This is a genomic window from Methanosarcina sp. UBA289, assembly GCA_002496565.1.
In the GTDB taxonomy this organism is placed as follows: domain Archaea; phylum Halobacteriota; class Methanosarcinia; order Methanosarcinales; family Methanosarcinaceae; genus Methanosarcina.
Genome location: DAKJ01000004.1, coordinates 176,577 through 195,439, shown reverse-complemented (window position 1 = coordinate 195,439; position 18,863 = coordinate 176,577). Strand labels below are relative to the sequence as shown.

General features: G+C 41.3%; 12 protein-coding genes and 1 tRNA gene. 4 read left to right on the top strand and 9 right to left on the bottom strand.

Annotated features, from left to right (window positions below):
• The first annotated feature begins 182 nt into the window (after positions 1-182).
• On the top strand, positions 183-2,363 hold the full coding sequence (locus tag BP549_RS01345) for a lectin like domain-containing protein (RefSeq protein WP_292377528.1): 2,181 nt from the start codon (positions 183-185) through the stop codon (positions 2,361-2,363).
• A gap of 187 nt (positions 2,364-2,550) precedes the next feature.
• On the opposite strand, the gene BP549_RS01340 is transcribed toward BP549_RS01345, so the two are convergent.
• The 3 genes from BP549_RS01340 to BP549_RS01330 form a co-directional block, all read right to left on the bottom strand.
• Entirely contained in the window at positions 2,551-2,805 is a 255-nt protein-coding gene (locus tag BP549_RS01340) for a KEOPS complex subunit Pcc1 (RefSeq protein WP_292375616.1), read from the bottom strand.
• Positions 2,806-2,846: 41 nt separating this feature from the next.
• Complete coding sequence (locus BP549_RS01335) at positions 2,847-4,178, bottom strand: single-stranded-DNA-specific exonuclease RecJ (RefSeq protein ID WP_292377526.1); 1,332 nt, start codon at positions 4,176-4,178, stop codon at positions 2,847-2,849.
• 381 nt (positions 4,179-4,559) lie between these two features.
• The gene (locus BP549_RS01330; protein ID WP_292377525.1) at positions 4,560-4,997 is read right to left on the bottom strand and encodes a hypothetical protein; all 438 of its coding nucleotides are present in this window, start codon (positions 4,995-4,997) and stop codon (positions 4,560-4,562) included.
• A gap of 743 nt (positions 4,998-5,740) precedes the next feature.
• Here BP549_RS01330 and BP549_RS01325 point away from each other — a divergent pair.
• Positions 5,741-5,812: transfer RNA gene (locus tag BP549_RS01325), tRNA-Gly, on the top strand.
• Positions 5,813-6,115: 303 nt separating this feature from the next.
• On the opposite strand, the gene BP549_RS01320 is transcribed toward BP549_RS01325, so the two are convergent.
• The 4 genes from BP549_RS01320 to BP549_RS01305 all read right to left on the bottom strand — a co-directional run bounded on the left by BP549_RS01320 (position 6,116) and on the right by BP549_RS01305 (position 11,839).
• Positions 6,116-7,240 (bottom strand): PGF-pre-PGF domain-containing protein, encoded by a 1,125-nt coding sequence (locus BP549_RS01320; RefSeq protein ID WP_292377522.1) that lies wholly within the window; start codon positions 7,238-7,240, stop codon positions 6,116-6,118.
• Positions 7,237-8,004, bottom strand: coding sequence for a hypothetical protein (locus BP549_RS01315; protein ID WP_292377521.1), 768 nt, complete (start codon positions 8,002-8,004; stop codon positions 7,237-7,239). The genes BP549_RS01320 and BP549_RS01315 overlap by 4 nt, the downstream gene beginning before the upstream one ends.
• 115 nt (positions 8,005-8,119) lie before the next feature.
• Positions 8,120-8,887, bottom strand: a complete 768-nt coding sequence (locus BP549_RS01310; protein ID WP_292377520.1) for a hypothetical protein — start codon at positions 8,885-8,887, stop codon at positions 8,120-8,122.
• Between the two features lie 84 nt (positions 8,888-8,971).
• A complete protein-coding gene (locus tag BP549_RS01305; RefSeq protein WP_292377519.1) occupies positions 8,972-11,839 on the bottom strand; it encodes a hypothetical protein in 2,868 nt (955 codons plus the stop codon).
• A gap of 967 nt (positions 11,840-12,806) precedes the next feature.
• Between BP549_RS01305 and BP549_RS01300 the strand changes: the two genes are divergently transcribed.
• Together BP549_RS01300 and mgtA are read left to right on the top strand one after the other, a co-directional pair.
• On the top strand, positions 12,807-13,880 hold the full coding sequence (locus tag BP549_RS01300; protein WP_292377518.1) for a hypothetical protein: 1,074 nt from the start codon (positions 12,807-12,809) through the stop codon (positions 13,878-13,880).
• A 35-nt stretch (positions 13,881-13,915) separates the two neighbouring features.
• A complete protein-coding gene (mgtA, locus tag BP549_RS01295) occupies positions 13,916-16,444 on the top strand; it encodes a magnesium-translocating P-type ATPase (protein ID WP_292377517.1) in 2,529 nt (842 codons plus the stop codon).
• A 61-nt stretch (positions 16,445-16,505) separates the two neighbouring features.
• Here mgtA and BP549_RS01290 read toward each other — a convergent pair whose 3' ends face one another.
• Together BP549_RS01290 and BP549_RS01285 are read right to left on the bottom strand one after the other, a co-directional pair.
• Positions 16,506-16,706 (bottom strand): hypothetical protein, encoded by a 201-nt coding sequence (locus tag BP549_RS01290; RefSeq protein ID WP_292375633.1) that lies wholly within the window; start codon positions 16,704-16,706, stop codon positions 16,506-16,508.
• A 266-nt stretch (positions 16,707-16,972) separates the two neighbouring features.
• Complete coding sequence (locus tag BP549_RS01285; RefSeq protein ID WP_292377514.1) at positions 16,973-18,682, bottom strand: radical SAM protein; 1,710 nt, start codon at positions 18,680-18,682, stop codon at positions 16,973-16,975.
• Positions 18,683-18,863 lie beyond the last annotated feature (181 nt).

Sequence of the window (18,863 nt, the reverse complement as noted above, 5' to 3'; positions counted from 1 at the left end):
TCCTATAATTCAGTTATAAAATAATGATAAAGAATTATATCCAATGATAAAGATTTACATCCCGGCAAGCTCCAAAAAAGCATATACAGGCTCGCCAGGAGACGATCTCGCCGAGGCCAAAGATCTTGAAAAGAACAAAATTCTCCCTACTTAAAAAATTAAAATCTTTTCTGCTTATTTTTATGGTTTTGATTTTGTGCCTGCCGGGAAGCCCGGGTTTTGCTGCAGGAAGTGCCGAAGACCCTGAAATAGTACAGAACTGCACATTTTCCGCTGAATCCATGGCTGAACCCATGATTGAAACGGCCCCGATGAACCCTGACTTTCTGGAAGACCAGCAGCCTGGATCAATTGAAACTTTTTCTTTTGTGAGTAGTTACGGACAGCTTTTAGGCACAGGATATAAGCCCTCGCCTGTAGACCTGTCGGGACTCGCAAGCTCTGAAGGAAGACCTTTGCTTGGAGCCTCAGGTTCAGACATTCCGGCTGTTTATGACCTGCGCAAAGAGGGAAAAGTAACAGCCGCAAAGAACCAGGGAAAAGATGGAAGCTGCTGGGCTTTTTCAAGTATTGCGTCTCTTGAATCTTATATCCTGGGAAAAGAAGGAAAAAACTATGATTTTTCTGAAAACAATATGAAAAATCTTATCTCAAAAAGCTATTTTCAGGGTTTTGATCTTACTGCAGAAGACGGTGGCAATGCGTTCATATCAACAGCGTATCTTTCCCGCTGGAGCGGACCTGTGAATGAATCCGAAGATCCTTATAGTGATTCCTCTTCCTATTCACCTACAGGACTTTCCGTACAGAAACATGTGCAAGAGGCACTTTTCCTGCCTAAAAAGACAGAACCCCTGGGTAACGAAATTCTCAAGAAAGCAATTCTTAACTATGGAGCTGTGTACTCCACAATGTACTGGAATCCTGGATATTATCAGCAAAGAAATTATGCTTATCGATATACAGGGAACCTAGCTGTCAATCATGCCGTAACCATTGTGGGATGGGATGATTCTTTTGACAGGAATTCTTTTACGCAGGTTCCTCCCGGAAACGGGGCTTTTATAGTGAAAAATAGCTGGGGTGATACCTGGGGAGATGATGGGTACTGCTATATTTCCTACTATGACACAAAACTCGGATACAACGAAAACGCCGCATTCACAGCTGAAAGTCAGGATAATTACGACCATGTCTACCAGTATGACCCTCTGGGATGGATAGTATCAAAACAATATGAAGGAAGCCTGGTTGCCTGGGGAGGCAATGTTTTCTCCTCGGAAAGGAACGAAACCCTTAAAGCCATAGGATTCTACACTACAGACCTTAATACGGCTTATGAGTTGTATGTCTACAAAAACCCCGTTTCTGGGCCTGTGAATTCAGGACAGCGATACTTTGTAAAGGAAAGTGGCCGATACTCATTACCAGGATACCATACACATGTACTTAATTCGGCAGTGCCAGTACATGCCGGAGAGAGATTTTCAATAGTTATAAAATTCACAAATCCCTCGGCTTTAGGTCCTCTTGCAGTTGAGGAGCCTATAGCCCGTTATAGCAGCAAGGCCCAGGCCAATCCCGGAGAAAGTTATGTGAGTCCTAATGGGGTCAGGTGGGAAGATATATCAAGTAATTCGGAAGCAAACCTTTGCATTAAAGCTTTTACAACAAGTAATGAGCTTCCTGAAGCTGACTTTTCTTCAAATATTACATCAGGAGTGTATCCTCTTACAGTCCAGTTCACAGACCTCTCCAGCAATGCCTTTTCCTGGAAATGGGATTTCGACGGCGACGGAAGAATTGACTCAATAGCCCAGAATCCGACCTACACCTACGGGTCTTATGGGATTTATACCGTTTCTCTAACTATCACTAACAATAAAGGATCTGACACAGAGACAAAACATGGTTATATAAAAGTGTCTCCCCTTTCAATTAATTCTGTCAACCCTAGAGGGAATGTTATAACCTATGAAGGAGAAAAGCAGGAGTTTAGTGTCAGTACAAACTATCCCTGCAATATAAGCTGGTATCTGAATGAGGAAAGCAGGGGCTTCAAATTCCGCGTTAAGAATAGTTCATACACGGAGGTTATCCGCTCACCAGGCTCTTATAATGTCAAAGCAATTGCCAGAATCGGAGACGAAAAAGTTATACAGAGCTGGAACTGGACAGTTCATACCTGGAACCCCTGGGATAGCCCTACTTCTCAAGAGGGAGAAAACATAAGCATTGAAGAGCTACAGGAAGCTATCCATATATATTGCAATAGGTTACAAATCCCGGAAACAGGAGCAGAACTCACGGATGAGAGGCTAAAAGAACTAATACAGCTTTGGCGGGAAGGTTCAGGGGAATGATGACTCCCGAGATAAAAATAGAAGGTAAATAGAGAAACAAAGCAAAAATAAACGGAAAAACAAGAGAAAAAAAAGGAAAAGAGAAAGGAAGAAACTCAATAATAGAAAAATAGGTAAAATCAAAGAAAATAAAAAAGAAGAAAAAAGAAGGAAAAATAAAGGGAAAAAAGAAAGTTTGTAGGTAAATTTAACTTTCCTGTACTTTATCTTCTTTTTCCAAAGCCTCTTCGATCCCTTCCCCAATTTTAACATTCATGAGAAAATCATCAACCGTTGCAAGAAGAGAGCCTATTTTCTCAGAATGAAACTGGACAGCAACTCTATCATTACTGATTTCACTTTCCATGCTTCTAAGGTTATCTGGAGAAAGAGCTTGCAGGATTTTCACAGCGTTTCTTCTTGAGTCGGGATCTGGAAATTCAATTTTACCTGTGATTTTCATAGAGATTCCATCTTTTTTCCAACTTTTTATTTTTATCACTTTTAATTTCTTGTTCCGTCCTTTTGGAGCTGGTCACCTATGATTCGATCTGCAATGCTCAGGAATTCCTCTGCACTTCCAAGAGGGATTGCAGCCCCAGAAGCTACACTGTGCCCGCCTCCTCTTCCACCAACTGCACCTGCAGCTTCCCTCAGGGCAAAAGCAAGATCAAGGCCCTTTGAGACAAGTTCACGAGTGCCTCTTGCAGAGACTTTAAGGATACCTTCGGATTCATTTATGCAAATAAATGGAAGTTCGGGATGAATGTATCGGACAACCGTGCTTGCAAGGCTCCCTGTAGAAAGGGCATCAACGGTAATAACGTACCATAGATTCTCACCTTTGCGAATTCTTTCTACATTTTCCCTGACATCCAATGTGAGCTTCTGCTCATGCTCTTTTTTAAAAGAGAGAGCTTCATTGACAATCTCATGATCTTTGAGACAGAGAGAAATAGCTAGCCCATAGATTTTCTGCTTTCCGCATGTGTTAAGAATAGAGATAAAATCGTAAGCGTTTCTTACAAGCTCCTGGTTTAGCAGTAAAACTTCTCCTATAACAGCTTCAATAGCTTCCGGGCTTGCTTGCCTGACAAGTTTTAGGGCGACAGCATTGGCAAGCCTTGAGACTTCCTCCTCAGATAGGTTTTCAATCTTTCCTGAAAGCCCTAGCTGGTTCAAAAATTCTGTAACTTTTTCAGGATAACCAGTTATATCCAGGAAAGGTTCGGTACTGTATGAAAGTACGTCTACAAGATCTCCATCACCCACTTTGAGTCCCTTTCGGATAGACACAATCCCTGCTTTTAAGGCTTCTTCCAAGATGAAGGCATTAGCCGTGTGAAAGAGCTGCTTGTCTCCGACTGCGCCTGCAAGGGCCAGTCCTGAGAGGTCAACGTTATTGGCTGATAGTTCTCTAGCTACCAGGTAACAGGTGCCAGAAGCCGAGATGTCAGTTGCCCCATCGATTCCAACCAGATGGGCGTTTACAACTACTTTTGCCGGAGATTGCCCTACAGGCTGGTGGTGATCAAGCACTATAACATCGGCTGCCACCTTACCTATAAGTTCAGGTTGCCCGCTGCCCATATCGCAGAAAATAACAAGTTCATCCCTAGAGATGCTCTTGTTCACATCTTCAATCACAGCTTCATCCAGTCTTCCAGCTATCGAAAGCTGGAAACAAATGCCTGCCCGCAGCAGGGCCTGTGCCATTATCCCGGCTGAGGTCAGCCCGTCAGCATCATTATGTGAGACTACACGTACAAAGCTGTGTTTCCGGATTTTTTCGGCTGCGTTTTTTGCAAGATTTATTAGTTTCTCAAGCTCGCTCAAAATCCATCACTCAAAAATTCAATAAATCAAAAGATTGAATTGAAAGATCAAATTAGCACATGCTGCCAGAGCATGAAGGATGCCAGTCTATACTGGCTTGATAATATAAAACTTTGCATATTCAATAACCGAAGAGTTTTTACATGAAATATGGAGTTTTGGAAAAGAGAACACCTGCACAAAAGTGTAGAATTAATAATAAGAAATGGAAATTAACAGAGTTGTAAAACTACAGGAGTCTCAAAAATACTAAATGATTAAATAGGAAGCACCGAATTTTAAGACTATAATTTCAAGTTACCTTAGGTTTTGTAAGAATGCTTGTAATCGACATATATAGACTAAGACAGGCCATATAGATAACTCTTCAAGATTATTTAATCACAAAGACGAATTCTTAAATTTATATACAAACTTCATGCCACACGAGAACAATGCCAAACCAATCCCAACATAAAAGAATCCTATGTCAAAATCTGGCAAAAGACTAAATTTTCGAATAGTAATTCCACCTAATACCATTACCACCATAATCAGGTATGACTTTCTATCAAAAAATTCCATAACAAACATTTTCTTTCTATTATCTTTACTTATTCGAGTCGTGTGCTTTTCAACTAATTTAGAGAAAATGAGAAAATAAAACACTGAAAATACTGAAGCGGCTAAAAAAACACTAAAAGTATATCTCCCTTGATTTATAAAATATGGTAATCCAGTCTCTATTACCATTGTTCCAGCAAACATCCAAACGAGGCCTGCAATCAAAATTAAATATTTATTAGGAATCGATGATTTTTGTTTGAAGCTGTCTTTCATATTACTATTTAACCTCTTGTATTCATGACATAAAAACTTATAGTATTATGGCTCTGTAGAAAACCTACATTTTAACTGAAATTGCAGATAAACACATATGCATGTGGATAATCCATCTACACTCATCTGTGCCCCATTTTGTGGTTTGTAATCAAGAAATGCAATTTTAACAGAAAACGTCAACTACTTTCAGATATAACCAAAATCAAATAACCAAAATCAAATGGTCATGTACTATTAATTAGTTGATGTTATTTCCAAAACATTTTTAGTGGCGCAACATACCTTTTTTGCAATTCAGTAAGGTTAGTAACTGCTTGATACACGAAAAATAAGGCATTTCTAGCACTAGAGAATCAATAATGAAAACATCAACCGCTAATGATGGACAGCCTATTTTTAATTCATTGAAATTTGTTTGTACTTTTATGTACCTACTAACAAGGTGATTTTTTCAAGGATACTTCCTGTTATTGAATATAAGCAAAAGGTATGTATCTTTTTAGAGCTAACCAAAGTTTTCTTCTTTTACACTCTTTCCCACAGCTAATTTAATTTTCAGTAAAAGATAGTTTTAAGAAAATGAAGAATAAGTATACGTGTCTCTAGACATAAAATATTATAAAACACATTCCCCGAAAATCTATCAGGGGTCAACTTAATTAGAGTCAACTTAATTAGAGTCAACTTAATTAGCTAGAAAATATATAATATAAAACGGAGGGGAATCCTGTAAGCTTCGAACATCAGTAGTGTAGTGGTTATCACCGGGCGTTGCCAACGCTCGAACCCGGGTTCGAATCCCGGCTGATGTATTATTATCAACCCGAGTCCAGTCTCGGGAGGATGGAATCTTTTTCGGCAGCAGAGTTGTGTTTTTCGGCACCCTGAAAACCATTTTACTGCCGCTCAAAAGAGCAAATATATGATCAAAATAAGCGTGACGGCGTGGTCACAACCCTTTTTAAGTAAGAATATGACAACGGGTAAAATTACTGTTTTCCAAAGAGCAGCATGTGAGAAAACAGGAGAATACTGGAGAACAGAGTTAAAAAAGGAATATAAGCAGCTTTGAATGCTGCTTTAAACTAAAATTTATTTTGAGATTTAGTACTTTTTTACTTTCTTCTCATAATCTGGTACACAGCTCCAAGGATTCCAATGGTCACTGCAGACTCAAAACCCGGGATAAAGCTCTTGTCAGGTTTTTCTGCATCATCTGCAGGATTCGATTTGGAATTGTTTTTAGGAGTGGAGGTTGTCGAATCGGGAGATTTGATTTTTATGCTCTCACCGGGTACTACGATTGTGAATGGTCCGAAACCCGGAGTTTTGGATTCGAAGAAGACATAGGTGCTGTCTTCACCAACTTTTTTAGTTTCAAGTTTGCTCCAAGCTTTATTGTAGTTCCAGAGAGCTACAGACGATTCATCAGCTCCGCATTTCTCAAGCCAGGACTTTTCGACTCTGAAGCCGACAACTGCGTTTGCGATGTTATCGGAATTTGCGATTCCTCCTGAACCTACCCAGATGTTCACGTTCTTATAAATAGAGCCTTCTGGCAGGCCCGAAACCAGCTTGGACTGGCCTTTCAGCATTTCGACAATAGTAGTGACTTTTCCCATACTCTTTTTGGCATCAAACTCCACATACCTTATGCAGGTTACACCCTGTGGGAACTCGAATTTTACACGCTCTCCAGAGGTGACCGTTTTCTTGGATAGTTCTTTGACTTCAACATTGCTCTGGGGCTCGGCTGAAGCACCGCCTCCGCCACCTGAACCGCCTGAGCCACCCGAATGGCCTGAACCGCCTGAGCCACCTGAGCCACCGTTGGAAGATTGACTCACAGTAATTGAACAGTCGGCAGGACTGACAGAGAACTCAGTTTTGTTAATATCTCTTAAAATTCCTACAATTTTGTATGTACCGGTTGTTGCCGGAGCTTTCAGAGTGTAGCTAAAACTCCTTTCAGTCATGAGCAGGAAGGAAACTTCACTGCCATTTTTAGTTACAGCTCTTTCCGGTAGGGTAGAACTAACAAATGTGAAGCCGGCAGGAAGCTTTTCAATTACCTGTCCGGCAGCACCATAGTCAGCTACATTGACTGCTACCTGGAACTCCTGATTGGGACTTACCGAATTAGGTAAAGTCCTTTGTGCACTACCTGCAGAAGCCGGGGTAGCATATAGAGTCAGGGCCAGGAGCAGTATAAGAACAAATTTAAATCCATTCCGTTTCATATCCGATCCCACCCATCAGCAAAGTATGTGCCCAGAACTGCATATTTAACCCCGCTGGATACGTTATTATTCTTTACAAGAACCGCAATTTCCTCAGGAGAGAAGATCCCGTCAGAGCCCCCAAACGTTGTTGCGAGTTGATTTTCTCTCAGTATAGTGATAGAAATTCTGTCTTTATCCACAACACTGTTTCCTGAGGGATTCGCAGCCATGAATTGGAATTTGAACTCACCTGCTTCAGTACTGGTTATATCATAGGTATATAGATCTCCACCCTCTGACTTTAATGAAACCACGCCCTGAGATATGGGGGAAAGGTCGAGAGTAACTGATTTGATTCCAGAGTCATCTACAACCCTTGCCTTGACAGTCGAGAAATCCTTTCCATCATTAAGGATGTATGTAGGGAATGCAGATAAGGTTTCTATAGTAGGGGGTATAAAGTCTCCATTGAATGTCAGGTCAAGTTTAACTGGCACATCTCCGTGTTTATAGGTCACGGAAACAGGCTCAGATGCAACACCTCCTAGCTTGAAGGTTATCGCTTTTCCGTTATCTTGCCCGGTACCGTTAACTGCCAATTCGTACTCTCCAACTTCTGTAAGAGTGTTCGAGCCAACAAGCTTTGAATCTATATATGCAGAGATTACGAGTCCGGGACCCGCGTGTTCAGCATCTCCTTTCAGATTTCCTTTAAACACATTGGGGATAGGAGGAATATCTGAAGAAGAACTGCTGGCAGATGCGGCCGGAACAAATAACATGCCCAGTAGTAGAATAACCAGGCATGATAAAACTTTTAAATGTTTGTCCTTGATCGTCATCATGTCACCTTGAAATTTTACCGTTAATCATGCAGACTTTTTTTCAAAAAGTCCTTCAGGGATTCCTTCTAGATCCCCTCCCGAAATTGGATCCGAAAGCAAGCAGAAGTATGCCTGAAACCGCATAGGCAATAAGGAAACCTGGAGCACTTTCTGGTTTAGGAGAACTTTTGGATGGTTCTGCCACCTCTGACTTTACTGCCTCTTTATCTTCGGAATTCTCCCTTGAATTTTTCAAAGCCGTCATATTCGGCTCAAGGACTGAACTTTCAACAGTATCGGCTTTGGAATTCTCTACGGAAACTCCCTGTTCTTTATTATCTGTCAAAGATTTTGAACTTGTTTTTAAATTTGAATTACTATTTGTGCTACTAACTGTGCTACTCTTTGAATTACTATTTGAATTACTATTTGAATTGCTATTTGAATTATCTTCATTAGTTTCGGAATAGATTGCCTTACCATCAGGTAGCTCGAGAGTAACTATAACTCCGGATTCCCAGGCAACACTGCTTGTGGCATCCTTTCCATCTACCTTAAAAGTAACCAGTTTTCCTTTATCTGCGGCAGCCCCAGAAATCAAAAGATAGTAATTTCCAGAGGAAGTATTTGCGAGAAACTCTGTTCCGTTAAGATAAGCTGCAACAATAGTCCCATCAGGAGCAGGCGTGCCGTCAATAAGAACAATCCCTGTTACTGTCATCGGAAGCATCGGGGGGGATGGAGGAACATCCGCTGTTGCCATACATCCCTGGGAAAAGGCCAGGAAAAACAGCAGTGTTATGGATATTCCTAAAAGGCCATTTTTCAATATTTTATTCATCGTAGACCTCCAATTATATGTGAACAACAAAAAGAAAAAGAACCATTCAGCCTGAAAAGGCTGAAAAGTCAGTTGTTCTGGGAATTAGCCCTGTGCAGACGGATCAAAACCCTCCGGCCAAGTAGACGGATCATTCAGATCAAAGCCTTCCGGCCAAGTAGACGGATCATTTGGATCAAAGTTATCCGGAAAACCGCCGTTGTCCGTTCCACCGCTACCATTCTTGAGTATATCCATGTTGTACACGTTTTCGATGGATGCATAGGTGCCTTCATTCTTGATGAAGATCCAGTAGCCCTGTCCAGGAACCATATAGCTGTCAGACTGAAGTGCTCCAACTGGCAAAGAATCAGTACCATACATGTACTGGAGCTCTCCAGTGCTCATGCTATCTGTCATCTCAGGAATTATGCCACCCCAACCTTCATTACCGCCATAGGTTATGAGGTTGGAGAACTTGTAACTGTTTATATTGATAAGACCATTGAAGACCTTGCCACTATCACTGAGAGAAGCCAGAGTCATGTTCCAAGGTGCAGCATATGCAGAGGTGTGTCCTATCATGTGCCATCCGGGACAGAGAGTTAGAGAAGCGGGCACATCAGGTTTACCGCTGTCAGAAGACATTCCCTTAAGTTTGACGTTGTACGTGCAAGACTCATTGGTATAAACCCAGTAACCCTTGCATGGCTCGATAGTTTCAGGGAATTGCCAACATGAGCCATCCCAGTAGAGAACTGTGCTGTCTTCACCAAAGACCGATTCCGAACAGTCGTATGAAGCAGCGAGTCTCTTCGGCACGGATTTCAGGTTCCATCCATCATCAAGCGTGATATTCATGTCTTCGTATGTCCGAACCGGACCGCACATGGAAAAGGATTTGTCGTAGTTGGAAGCGTTATCGCGAGCAATTACAGCTACCCAGTAGTCCTTGCCATAAATAAGGGGCTTTCCGACGTAGTCCTTAATGGTCAAACTCGTATCGGACGTAGAGGTTACTTGTTCCATATCCTCAATACAGCTTGGCTTAGAGGTGCTAATGAAGACGCCGTAAGGCTTAGAATCAAGATCTTTATCGGTGCTTGCATTCCAGCTAACGTATAATCCAGGAGAATTGTTCAGGTCAGTCCAGTTAGTTTCACCCGGCGTATCTTCAACTTTCAGGTTTGCTACACAAGCCGGGGCAACACTGTCAACGGAGAAATACTTCACAGAAGGCTGGTAGGTTTTGCCGGTTGTACTGTCGGTGACAGCTACTGTCCAGTTTTTGTTAATTCCATCTGGTACCGAAGCTTTTATGGAATAGATGTCTTTACCGACGACGAAGCAACTCCCGTCGCACTTTCCTTCAGTACATTTCACGCAGCCATTTTCTCCTTCGTGACCGCTATATCCTCCTTTACAGTCGCAGTCGCAGTTGCAACTTGCCGCTATTTCTTTACCGTCAACGAGAAGTTTATAGGTAAAAGGTAGTCCTGCTCCTGGTATCCCTGATTCATTCCCGATCTCGAAAGGTGGCCATGATCCTCCGTTATCTCCTGTATTTCCTGTAACAGTGAAGTTGAACGTCGGGTTAGCAGAAACGTATCCTCCATCAGGAGTATCGATGTTCACTGTAAGCCCGTTAAGGTCTACATAGAATTTCCTGACTTCACTATTAGCGCTGTTTCCGGCTCCATCCTGAACTGAAACCGACCAGTTGTGAGCACCATCAGTAAGTTGAACTTCCTCGGTCACAGGCACCCCGGAACTTGCAGTTCCAGTAATATTATTTCCGTAACCTCCGTAACGCTTAGCAACTTGTCCATCTATGTACAGTGTATATGTCAGGCCAAGGTTAGTATATTGAGCAGCTAAAGCATCCTCACAGGTGAAGTTGAACTCAGTTGCGTCATTTATTACCTCTTTGGAGCAATCTAGAGGGGAAACAAGTTTTACACTGGGACATTTAGTGTCCACGTACAAAACACGAGAGCCGGTCGTGTGTACGCTTCCGTAATTATCCCTGGTTTTAACTTCCCATGTGTGAGAACCGTCAGCCAGCTCAAACTCAAGTTTTTTATATGAGCCAGAGGTTATAACCCCGTTATTCTTTGCGATACCATCGAGATAGAATGTGTAAGTAACTTCACCTCCAGTTTGACCGTATCCAGAATCGTATGCAGTGAAATTGAATTTGACACATTTTTCGTTGGCAAACTCGGAGTTAGGGCTAATTACCGTTATGTATGGATCACCAACTCCAATTTCACCAGGGAAAGATCCATCGCCTAGCAGATTACCCAAATCGTCAAAGCCAGATACGCCTATATCCAACGGACCATTTGCATCCGCTGGAATCGGATAGTTATAAGCAAAGGTGTCACCATCTACTTTATCCATCGGAACATCAGTCACTGAATCAGCGCCTACTAATTTTACATTACTAACTCCGGGTAAGCCAGTGCCAATTGATATATTGGCATGATCTACAGGCCTACTGAAATTGGCTATGATATTTACAATGTCTCCTGGCCTAAAAGTACCAGTTCTGTTGAGTGCGATATCAATGCTTAAATAGTCACCACTAACATTAAACGCAAGTGCTTCAATGTCTTTTGCAGGTTCGCCATTCAGCAGCAGAGTGTTGTTTACATCAAATGCAGATATGTCTACATCCATAGGGTCACTTATTATCTCCACTGGAACAGTATAGTTAAAAATAAAGGAATTATCATCAGTATCCAGTGAATCCATCGACTCATTAGATGAACTCATATCGTTAGTAATCGATATGTTGGCGTGATCAACAGATGTATTGAAATCAGCGGTGATGGTTACAACATCTCCCGGTATAACATTGGTTTTACTGTATGTGACATTAATGTCTGTATCTTCTTCAGCTGCACTTGCTACCCCTAGTAAAAGGGACATAATTAGCAGTGCACTAAATAGTATCAATCTTTGTTTCATATTTACACCTAGATTCCGCAAATATCCAATATTCTTCCAGTTTAGATATCGAATAAATCTTTGTTAATAATATTATATAGTTGGAAGATATAGCAGATCCCAGCTATCAAAATAATTCTGACAAACAGTATGAATATATCAGAAGGTTATGAGCCCCAGTTGGAAAATAAATTAACACTGTTTGACAACTGTAGATTATAATTTACCCCTATTTTTCAACCCAACCCCCTCTATATAATTAGATTGATATTGATATTATCTGTTCGGTTGACAAGAAACCCAACGCTTCTCCGAAATCGTGTTTGGTAGAAGTGGGGTAACATTAATCCTGATGCGGCAAGTATTAACCTCACTGGTTTTTGCTGCTCAGGGAGGTTGATAATCCGTTTTGTGTCAGTGCTGACTAAACAGCTCTGAGCGTGAGATATGTACCTGTTATCAAAAGGTGGGGATTTGTTGTGAGCTAAATTTCCACCGACTGTAAGCGTTTGATTTAATGCAGAGTACACATCTCTGTATATTATCTTAGAATGATAATATAGCTAAGATTGCACTATAACTGATATAAATCTTTCTGACAGTATAGAATAAGTTTATTTATTCTGTACTAAAAAAGAATGGGGTATATTTTGATAAAAGTTGTTTGGATTATTGGAGTTGAGAAATCTAGATCTATTTAAGGCATAGTAGAAAAATAAAAGATATTAGATCCTAAAAGTAGAAGATTTAAAGAGTAAAAGGTTTTGTTTTGAAAAAGATTTTTGAGATATTTAAAATCTTGAGATTAAGAAACTCTTGAAAGAAAACCACATTACCATTTTCAAAACCTAAGCTGATAAACTTAAAATGTTGAAAAAACATAATTTAATAAAAACACTTTTTATGCGGAAGGAATGGGGGGTTTAAAATTCGATATACATTCCAGAATTCTACTGAGTTTCCAGTTCAGAGAGACTTTATTCAAGATATGCAGAATTTCATAGCGATTTCAAAAGAAATCATACCTCTGGAAAAATCAGCTATCGTGATAAAAAATGAAAATCAAGAAAGGCGTGCAATCTTCGAAAAAAAGATTCAAGAAATAGACCTATTTGAGAAGGAAATAAGAGATTGTATTGAAACCCGCGCGGCCGGAGTAGATGCAGCTGAAATTCTTGAGGTCAAAGAAAGAACACTTGAGGCGTCCTCAAGCGTGGCGCTGACAAAGAAAAACGAAAAACTTTCAGATCTCGACAAGGAGAATAAATTGGATCTCATGGAACTGCAGCAACTTGACACAAGGATACTCTCAACCCTTAGTCTTTTTTTTGAAGACAGTATTTATGGAGCTCAAAATACGTATTATGCATTCATAGAGGATAAAAAGCTGAGGGGAAAAGAGATTAGTTTTATTGACAACCTGCAGTATGAATTTGAACTCATGTTTACACAGGACACCCTGAAGGTAAAAGACCTGCAAAACCTAACTTTGCCGCTATGGTCAAAGAGTGGAATTTTATCCAGAGAAAAGAAAGTAAAGAGACTCGATGTATCTGATTTTCATATCACGAATATCGAATATGAGGGAAACAACCTTAGAGCTGTGCTCGAAGACAAAGATGCGGAAAACAGGTTCATAATTTCTTCGGATGAGAAAGCCTTCCTTATTATGCACAGGGATTATGAAATAACGCGAGATGAAGAACTGAATGCCGCCTTAAATAGCGATTCAGTCAATGCTTTCATAATAAAGTTAAGGGGGTTCTTCACTGAATTCATGGGATCGAAGAGTCTCAGGCGTATCATGCTTGACGGAAAAAACGTCATTGAAGAAAACAGGGTTTTTGATTGCCTGAAACTGATTGCTTCAATATACGGAAAACTGGTAACGGAATGCCTTGAAAAAGGATATACTGAAGGGGAAATTACCATCAAGATCGAAGAACCAGAAGGGATGAGGACAGAGAAATATCTTGAGAAGTCGGAAATTTTGAGAGAACTTTCAACCATTGGAAGGGAAGGGGAAGAACTTACTACACTCCTGAGGGTTACGGAGGCTTGAGAAAAAAGATAGACAGGCAAGAAGGAGAGAGTCTGTTGACGGAAGAACAGAGTAATTCTGAATTTTGGAGCGTTCCTGTGCCGGAAATGATACAGAGGCTTCAAACAACAGCTGAAGGTCTTAGTAGCTCAGAAAGTAATGAACGCCTTAAAAAATATGGTGCCAATCTCCTTAAACCAAAAAAAAGTTCAGATACCCTTACAATCTTACTTTCCCAATTTAAGAGTCCGATTATTCTTATTTTACTTTTTGCAGCAGGACTATCTTTCTTTCTTGGTGATACTACAGATACTGTAATTATTGTAACCATCATCCTGATTAGCAGTTTACTTGGATTCTGGCAGGAGAAAGGAGCTGCAGATGCCTTTGAAAAATTGCTCAGTGCAGTCGAGGTGAAGGCAACAGTATTAAGGGATGGTAAAGGAAAGGAAATTCCTATAGAACAAATAGTACCTGGAGACGTAATAATCTTTGGTGCAGGCGATATAGTTCCTGCAGATTGCCTGATTCTGGAATCAAAGGGACTTTTTGTCAATGAAGCTACCCTCACCGGAGAGACCTACCCAGTGGAAAAATCAACAAAAACCCTGAACGCAGAAACCCCTCTTGCACAGCGTACAAACTCGCTCTGGATGGGAACCAGTGTGGAAAGCGGAAGTGGAAAAGCACTTGCAGTAGCTACAGGGAAAAAAACTGAGTTCGGAAAAATATCGGAAGAGTTAAAAACCAGTGCTCCAGAAACGGAGTTTGAAAGAGGTATTGCAAAGTTCGGCCATTTCCTGCTGGAAGTTACTATGCTGATGGTTATTTCCATCTTTGCAATCAATGTTTATTTTCAGCGCCCGATTCTGGATTCTTTCCTTTTCTCTCTTGCGCTTGCAGTCGGACTTACACCGCAACTTTTACCAGCAATTATAAGTGTTAACCTTTCTCACGGCGCAAGAGAGATGGCGCAAAATAAAGTCATTGTCAAGAGGCTGGCCTCTATTGAGAATCTCGGCAGCATGAATTTACTGTGTTCCGACAAGACTGGCACTCTGACCGAAGGAGAACTTCAACTTCATTCTATCCGGGATGTGAAAGGAGGCCAGAGTGAAAAAATCCTTCTTTACGCCAGTCTCAATGCCTATCACCAGAAAGGTTTTAAAAACCCTATCGACCGGGCGATCCTAGCACATAATAAATTCGATGTAGGAGAATATAAAAGGCTGGACGAGGTCCCTTACGATTTTATGCGTAAGCGATTAAGCGTTCTTGTCTCAAAAAACGAGAATAGCCTGATGATCACTAAAGGTGCCCTCTCGAGTATTCTTGAGGTCTGCACCTTAGCAGAAATAGAGCCTGGAAAAACTGTGAAAATTTCAGAGGTCAAGGACAAAATCGAGCAGCAATACAAGGAGTTCAGCGAAAAAGAGTTTCGAACACTTGGAGTTGCATACAGGGACATGGACAAGCAGACTAAAATCGAAAAAGAGCAGGAAGATGGAATGACCTTTCTCGGATTTCTCTTGTTTTTTGACCCGCTGAAGCCAGACATTGCAAAAACGATAGAAAACATGGAACAACTTGGAATTTCCCTGAAAATTATTACCGGAGATAACAAACTTGTGGCTGCCAGTATTAGTAAGGAAGTAGGATTTAAAGCCTCAAGAATTCTAACCGGAAGCGAAATTTATCAAATGACAAGTGAGGCCCTTGTAAGAAAAGTAAATGATATTGACATCTTTGCTGAAGTAGAGCCAAATCAGAAAGAACATATTATTCTTGCACTTAAGAAGAGAGGAAACGTTGTTGGGTATATGGGAGATGGTATAAATGATGCATCGGCTCTTCATGCAGCCGATGTAGGAATTTCAGTTGATAGTGCCGCAGATGTCGCCAAAGAAGCTGCAGATATTGTGCTGATGGAAAAGAGCCTGGATGCCCTTGTAGAAGGTGTCAAAGGCGGACGAAAAACCTTTGCCAATACCCTGAAGTATGTCTTCATGGCTACCAGTGCCAACTTTGGGAATATGTTCAGCATGGCAGGAGCATCCCTTTTCCTTCCTTTTCTTCCCCTGCTGCCCACACAGATCTTGCTAACTAATTTATTGACTGATTTTCCAGAAATGACAATAGCCACTGATACCGTTGATAAAGAACTGATTGAAGAGCCACATCGCTGGAATATAAATTTCATCCGTAAGTTTATGATGGTATTTGGCTTTACCAGTTCGGTTTTCGACTACCTGACATTCGGTATTCTGATTCTCCTGCTACCGGGTATGATAGAACAATTCAGAACCGGCTGGTTTATAGAATCTGTTATTTCGGCATCAATGATAGTCCTGGTAATCAGGAGTCGAAAACCTTTCTTCAAAAGCAAACCTGGAAAATATCTACTGGTGGCCACTATGCTCATTTTAGTCCTTACTCTTTGCTTCCCGCTAACTCCTTTTGCAGCACTCTTTGGCTTCAAACCCCTGCCTTTGAAGGTTATATTAATTGTTGGAGCCATAATAGGACTTTACATATTTACGGCTGAGGCAATAAAGAGAATTTTTTATAGAAAAGTAAAATTTTGAAAATTACCGTCACTAACAGTTGTACTGATAGAAAAGTCCAGATTCACCTATTTACTTCGGCTTACCCTTCCTCATAACCTGCCCCATCCGGCAGAAAAGGAGTGAATATAACAACTACAAGCAGCAGAAAAAAAGTGCCGTACATTTTGGTCGTTGCCTCAAACGTAGCATAGAAAATGAGAATCACAAGCATGACCCAGACAATGAAACTGAGTTGAAAAGCAATCTTTGCCCTATATAAATTCTCCGTGCTCTTGCTCAACAAAATTCCCTCCAAAAATCCCCAAGTAAAAATAATTCTCGATTGGATAAATAGGTGTTTGTGTAAAAGAAAGAGGGCTCTATTAAAAAATTATGAATATAGAAGAGCCCTTTAAACAACCGCCTGAGACTACGGTAAATTCTGAGCCAGAAAAGTTTAAAGGCTGCTAATCATCAATTTCTGGCATCAGACAGCATGAATCCAACTCTATGAATCTAGTAACTGGGCCAAGATATCGAAACTGAAAAACTGAAATTTAAAAAGTATTAGATCTCAATAAACCGGAGCAACTTATCCCCTTCACTTACACGCTTGAGAAAATCTTCTCTGCCTGTATAGGGAGTTCCGGCGATTATTGAATCAGCAGCTTTCCTGCCAAGTCCAGGAAGTTCCCTGATGAGATTGGGAGAAGCGTTGTTGATAGGCAGAGGGTAAGGTATGCCGGTAATCGAGCGCATTCCATGCCCTGTGACCGTAATGTCAGTAAATTTCCTCAAAGTCAGAGAAGCAGGAATTCCAACAAGCAGAGGATATGAACCAAGCTGCCGACCAAAAGTAACTCCTTTTTCGTGAACTTCACACATTACATTCCTGAGTATAGTACCTTCGGGTACAACACGCCGCAACATTGGCAGATCAATATTCTTCCTTACCCGTTCCTTATAATCCAAAAAAAGTTTCTTGTGCTTCCTTGTGGCTTCATCTCTCCCATACATCGGGGTCCCCGGAAAAGCCATGACCTGACGAACATTGATCCTACGCAGGAGCAATCCCGAATCTAGCACATGCTGAAGAAAGTCGTAGTTAAGCTGGAAGGTTTTCTTGGACTCGCCCATCAGCCCATGCACAAAATTGATGCCCGGAAGAATTTCGGGAAGCCCGTTTGCTCCTCGAACAGCCCCAAGCCTGTTCACAAGTTTAATCGCCTCAAAGACCTCCTCAGGAGTTGCTTTCAGGAAATTAGCCTCAATTACTGCCCTGTCAGCACTTTCCATTCCAAAAGCCGCCACGTCTCCTGCGGTATGATACTTAATTATCGTCTTCAGGATCTGCTCAGACTCTTCAGGATAAGTTGCGAGAGTAATAGGGTTTGCATTGTCCATATGAAGCACAGACAGCTCTGGAGCTGAGTTTCGGATTCCTCTGTATAGCCTTTCAATGGCCTCTGGATTGGGCTTGGGGACAGGCCCTCCAGTATCCTTGCCGCGATAGGAAAAAAGATCAGGCTGCCTACCAATCCTGAAATAGCGGGCTCCGTGGGAGTAAAGGGAGGATGTCTCGGAAATTAAATCTTCTATTGGGCGATAATCGGAAGACCCGTAAAAAGGTTCTGTACAAAAGGAGCAGTGAACCTGTCTGCCGCAACCTCTGTAGGTCTCAAGCTCGCACATGCAGTAAGGATAATCAGGGTGTTGCCTGATCAAAAAAGCCCCTTTGGGCCCCCAGCGTCCGATTTCGGCTGTGGTCCTGAAGCGGTGCTCTACAGCCTCGGGATTTCTGAGCTTTACAGGAGAATGTCCGGTAATGTCATCCTTAAAAAGATCATAAACAAAAGCTTCGAGATCCATTCTGGCAAGTACGGCGCTTTCAAAGTTTATTCCGCCTTCAGTACCTTTTGCAGCCCTTCCACCTTCGCTGCTGAAGCCGAGCCTGATAGGACCGCCTATTACTTTTACCCCGTGTGCAGTCCGGAAGATTGTCTCAATTTCCCCTAGTGTGATTGGAGAAGCCTGAAGATATTTACCTGGCACGGTCATGCCTGCTATAATGATAACAAGGTCTGTTTTTCCTATAAATTCCCTTGCTCCGGGAGGGTTTTCGCGCAGAGTGTCAATGGTCAGGTAATGAATATCCTTTTCGGAGAGTCCGCGTTCTCTGAGAGCGCCTGCTATATAACGTGGGTAGGGAGAAAAGTAAGGAGGAACCCCAAGACAGGCAGGTTCATCCACATAGCCATCTATAATAAGTGCTTTCATGTCAATTCTTGTTTCCATTTGCTTGATAATCGAAAGTATACTACAGTTAGATATAAATTACAGGTAAATTCAGGTAGATTTTAGATAAACTGTTGGGTAATTGTAGGTAAATTCTAGATAAATTGCAGGTAAATTACGGATAAATTGTAAGTAATATCGAGATTTCACGCCCGTCCCTATC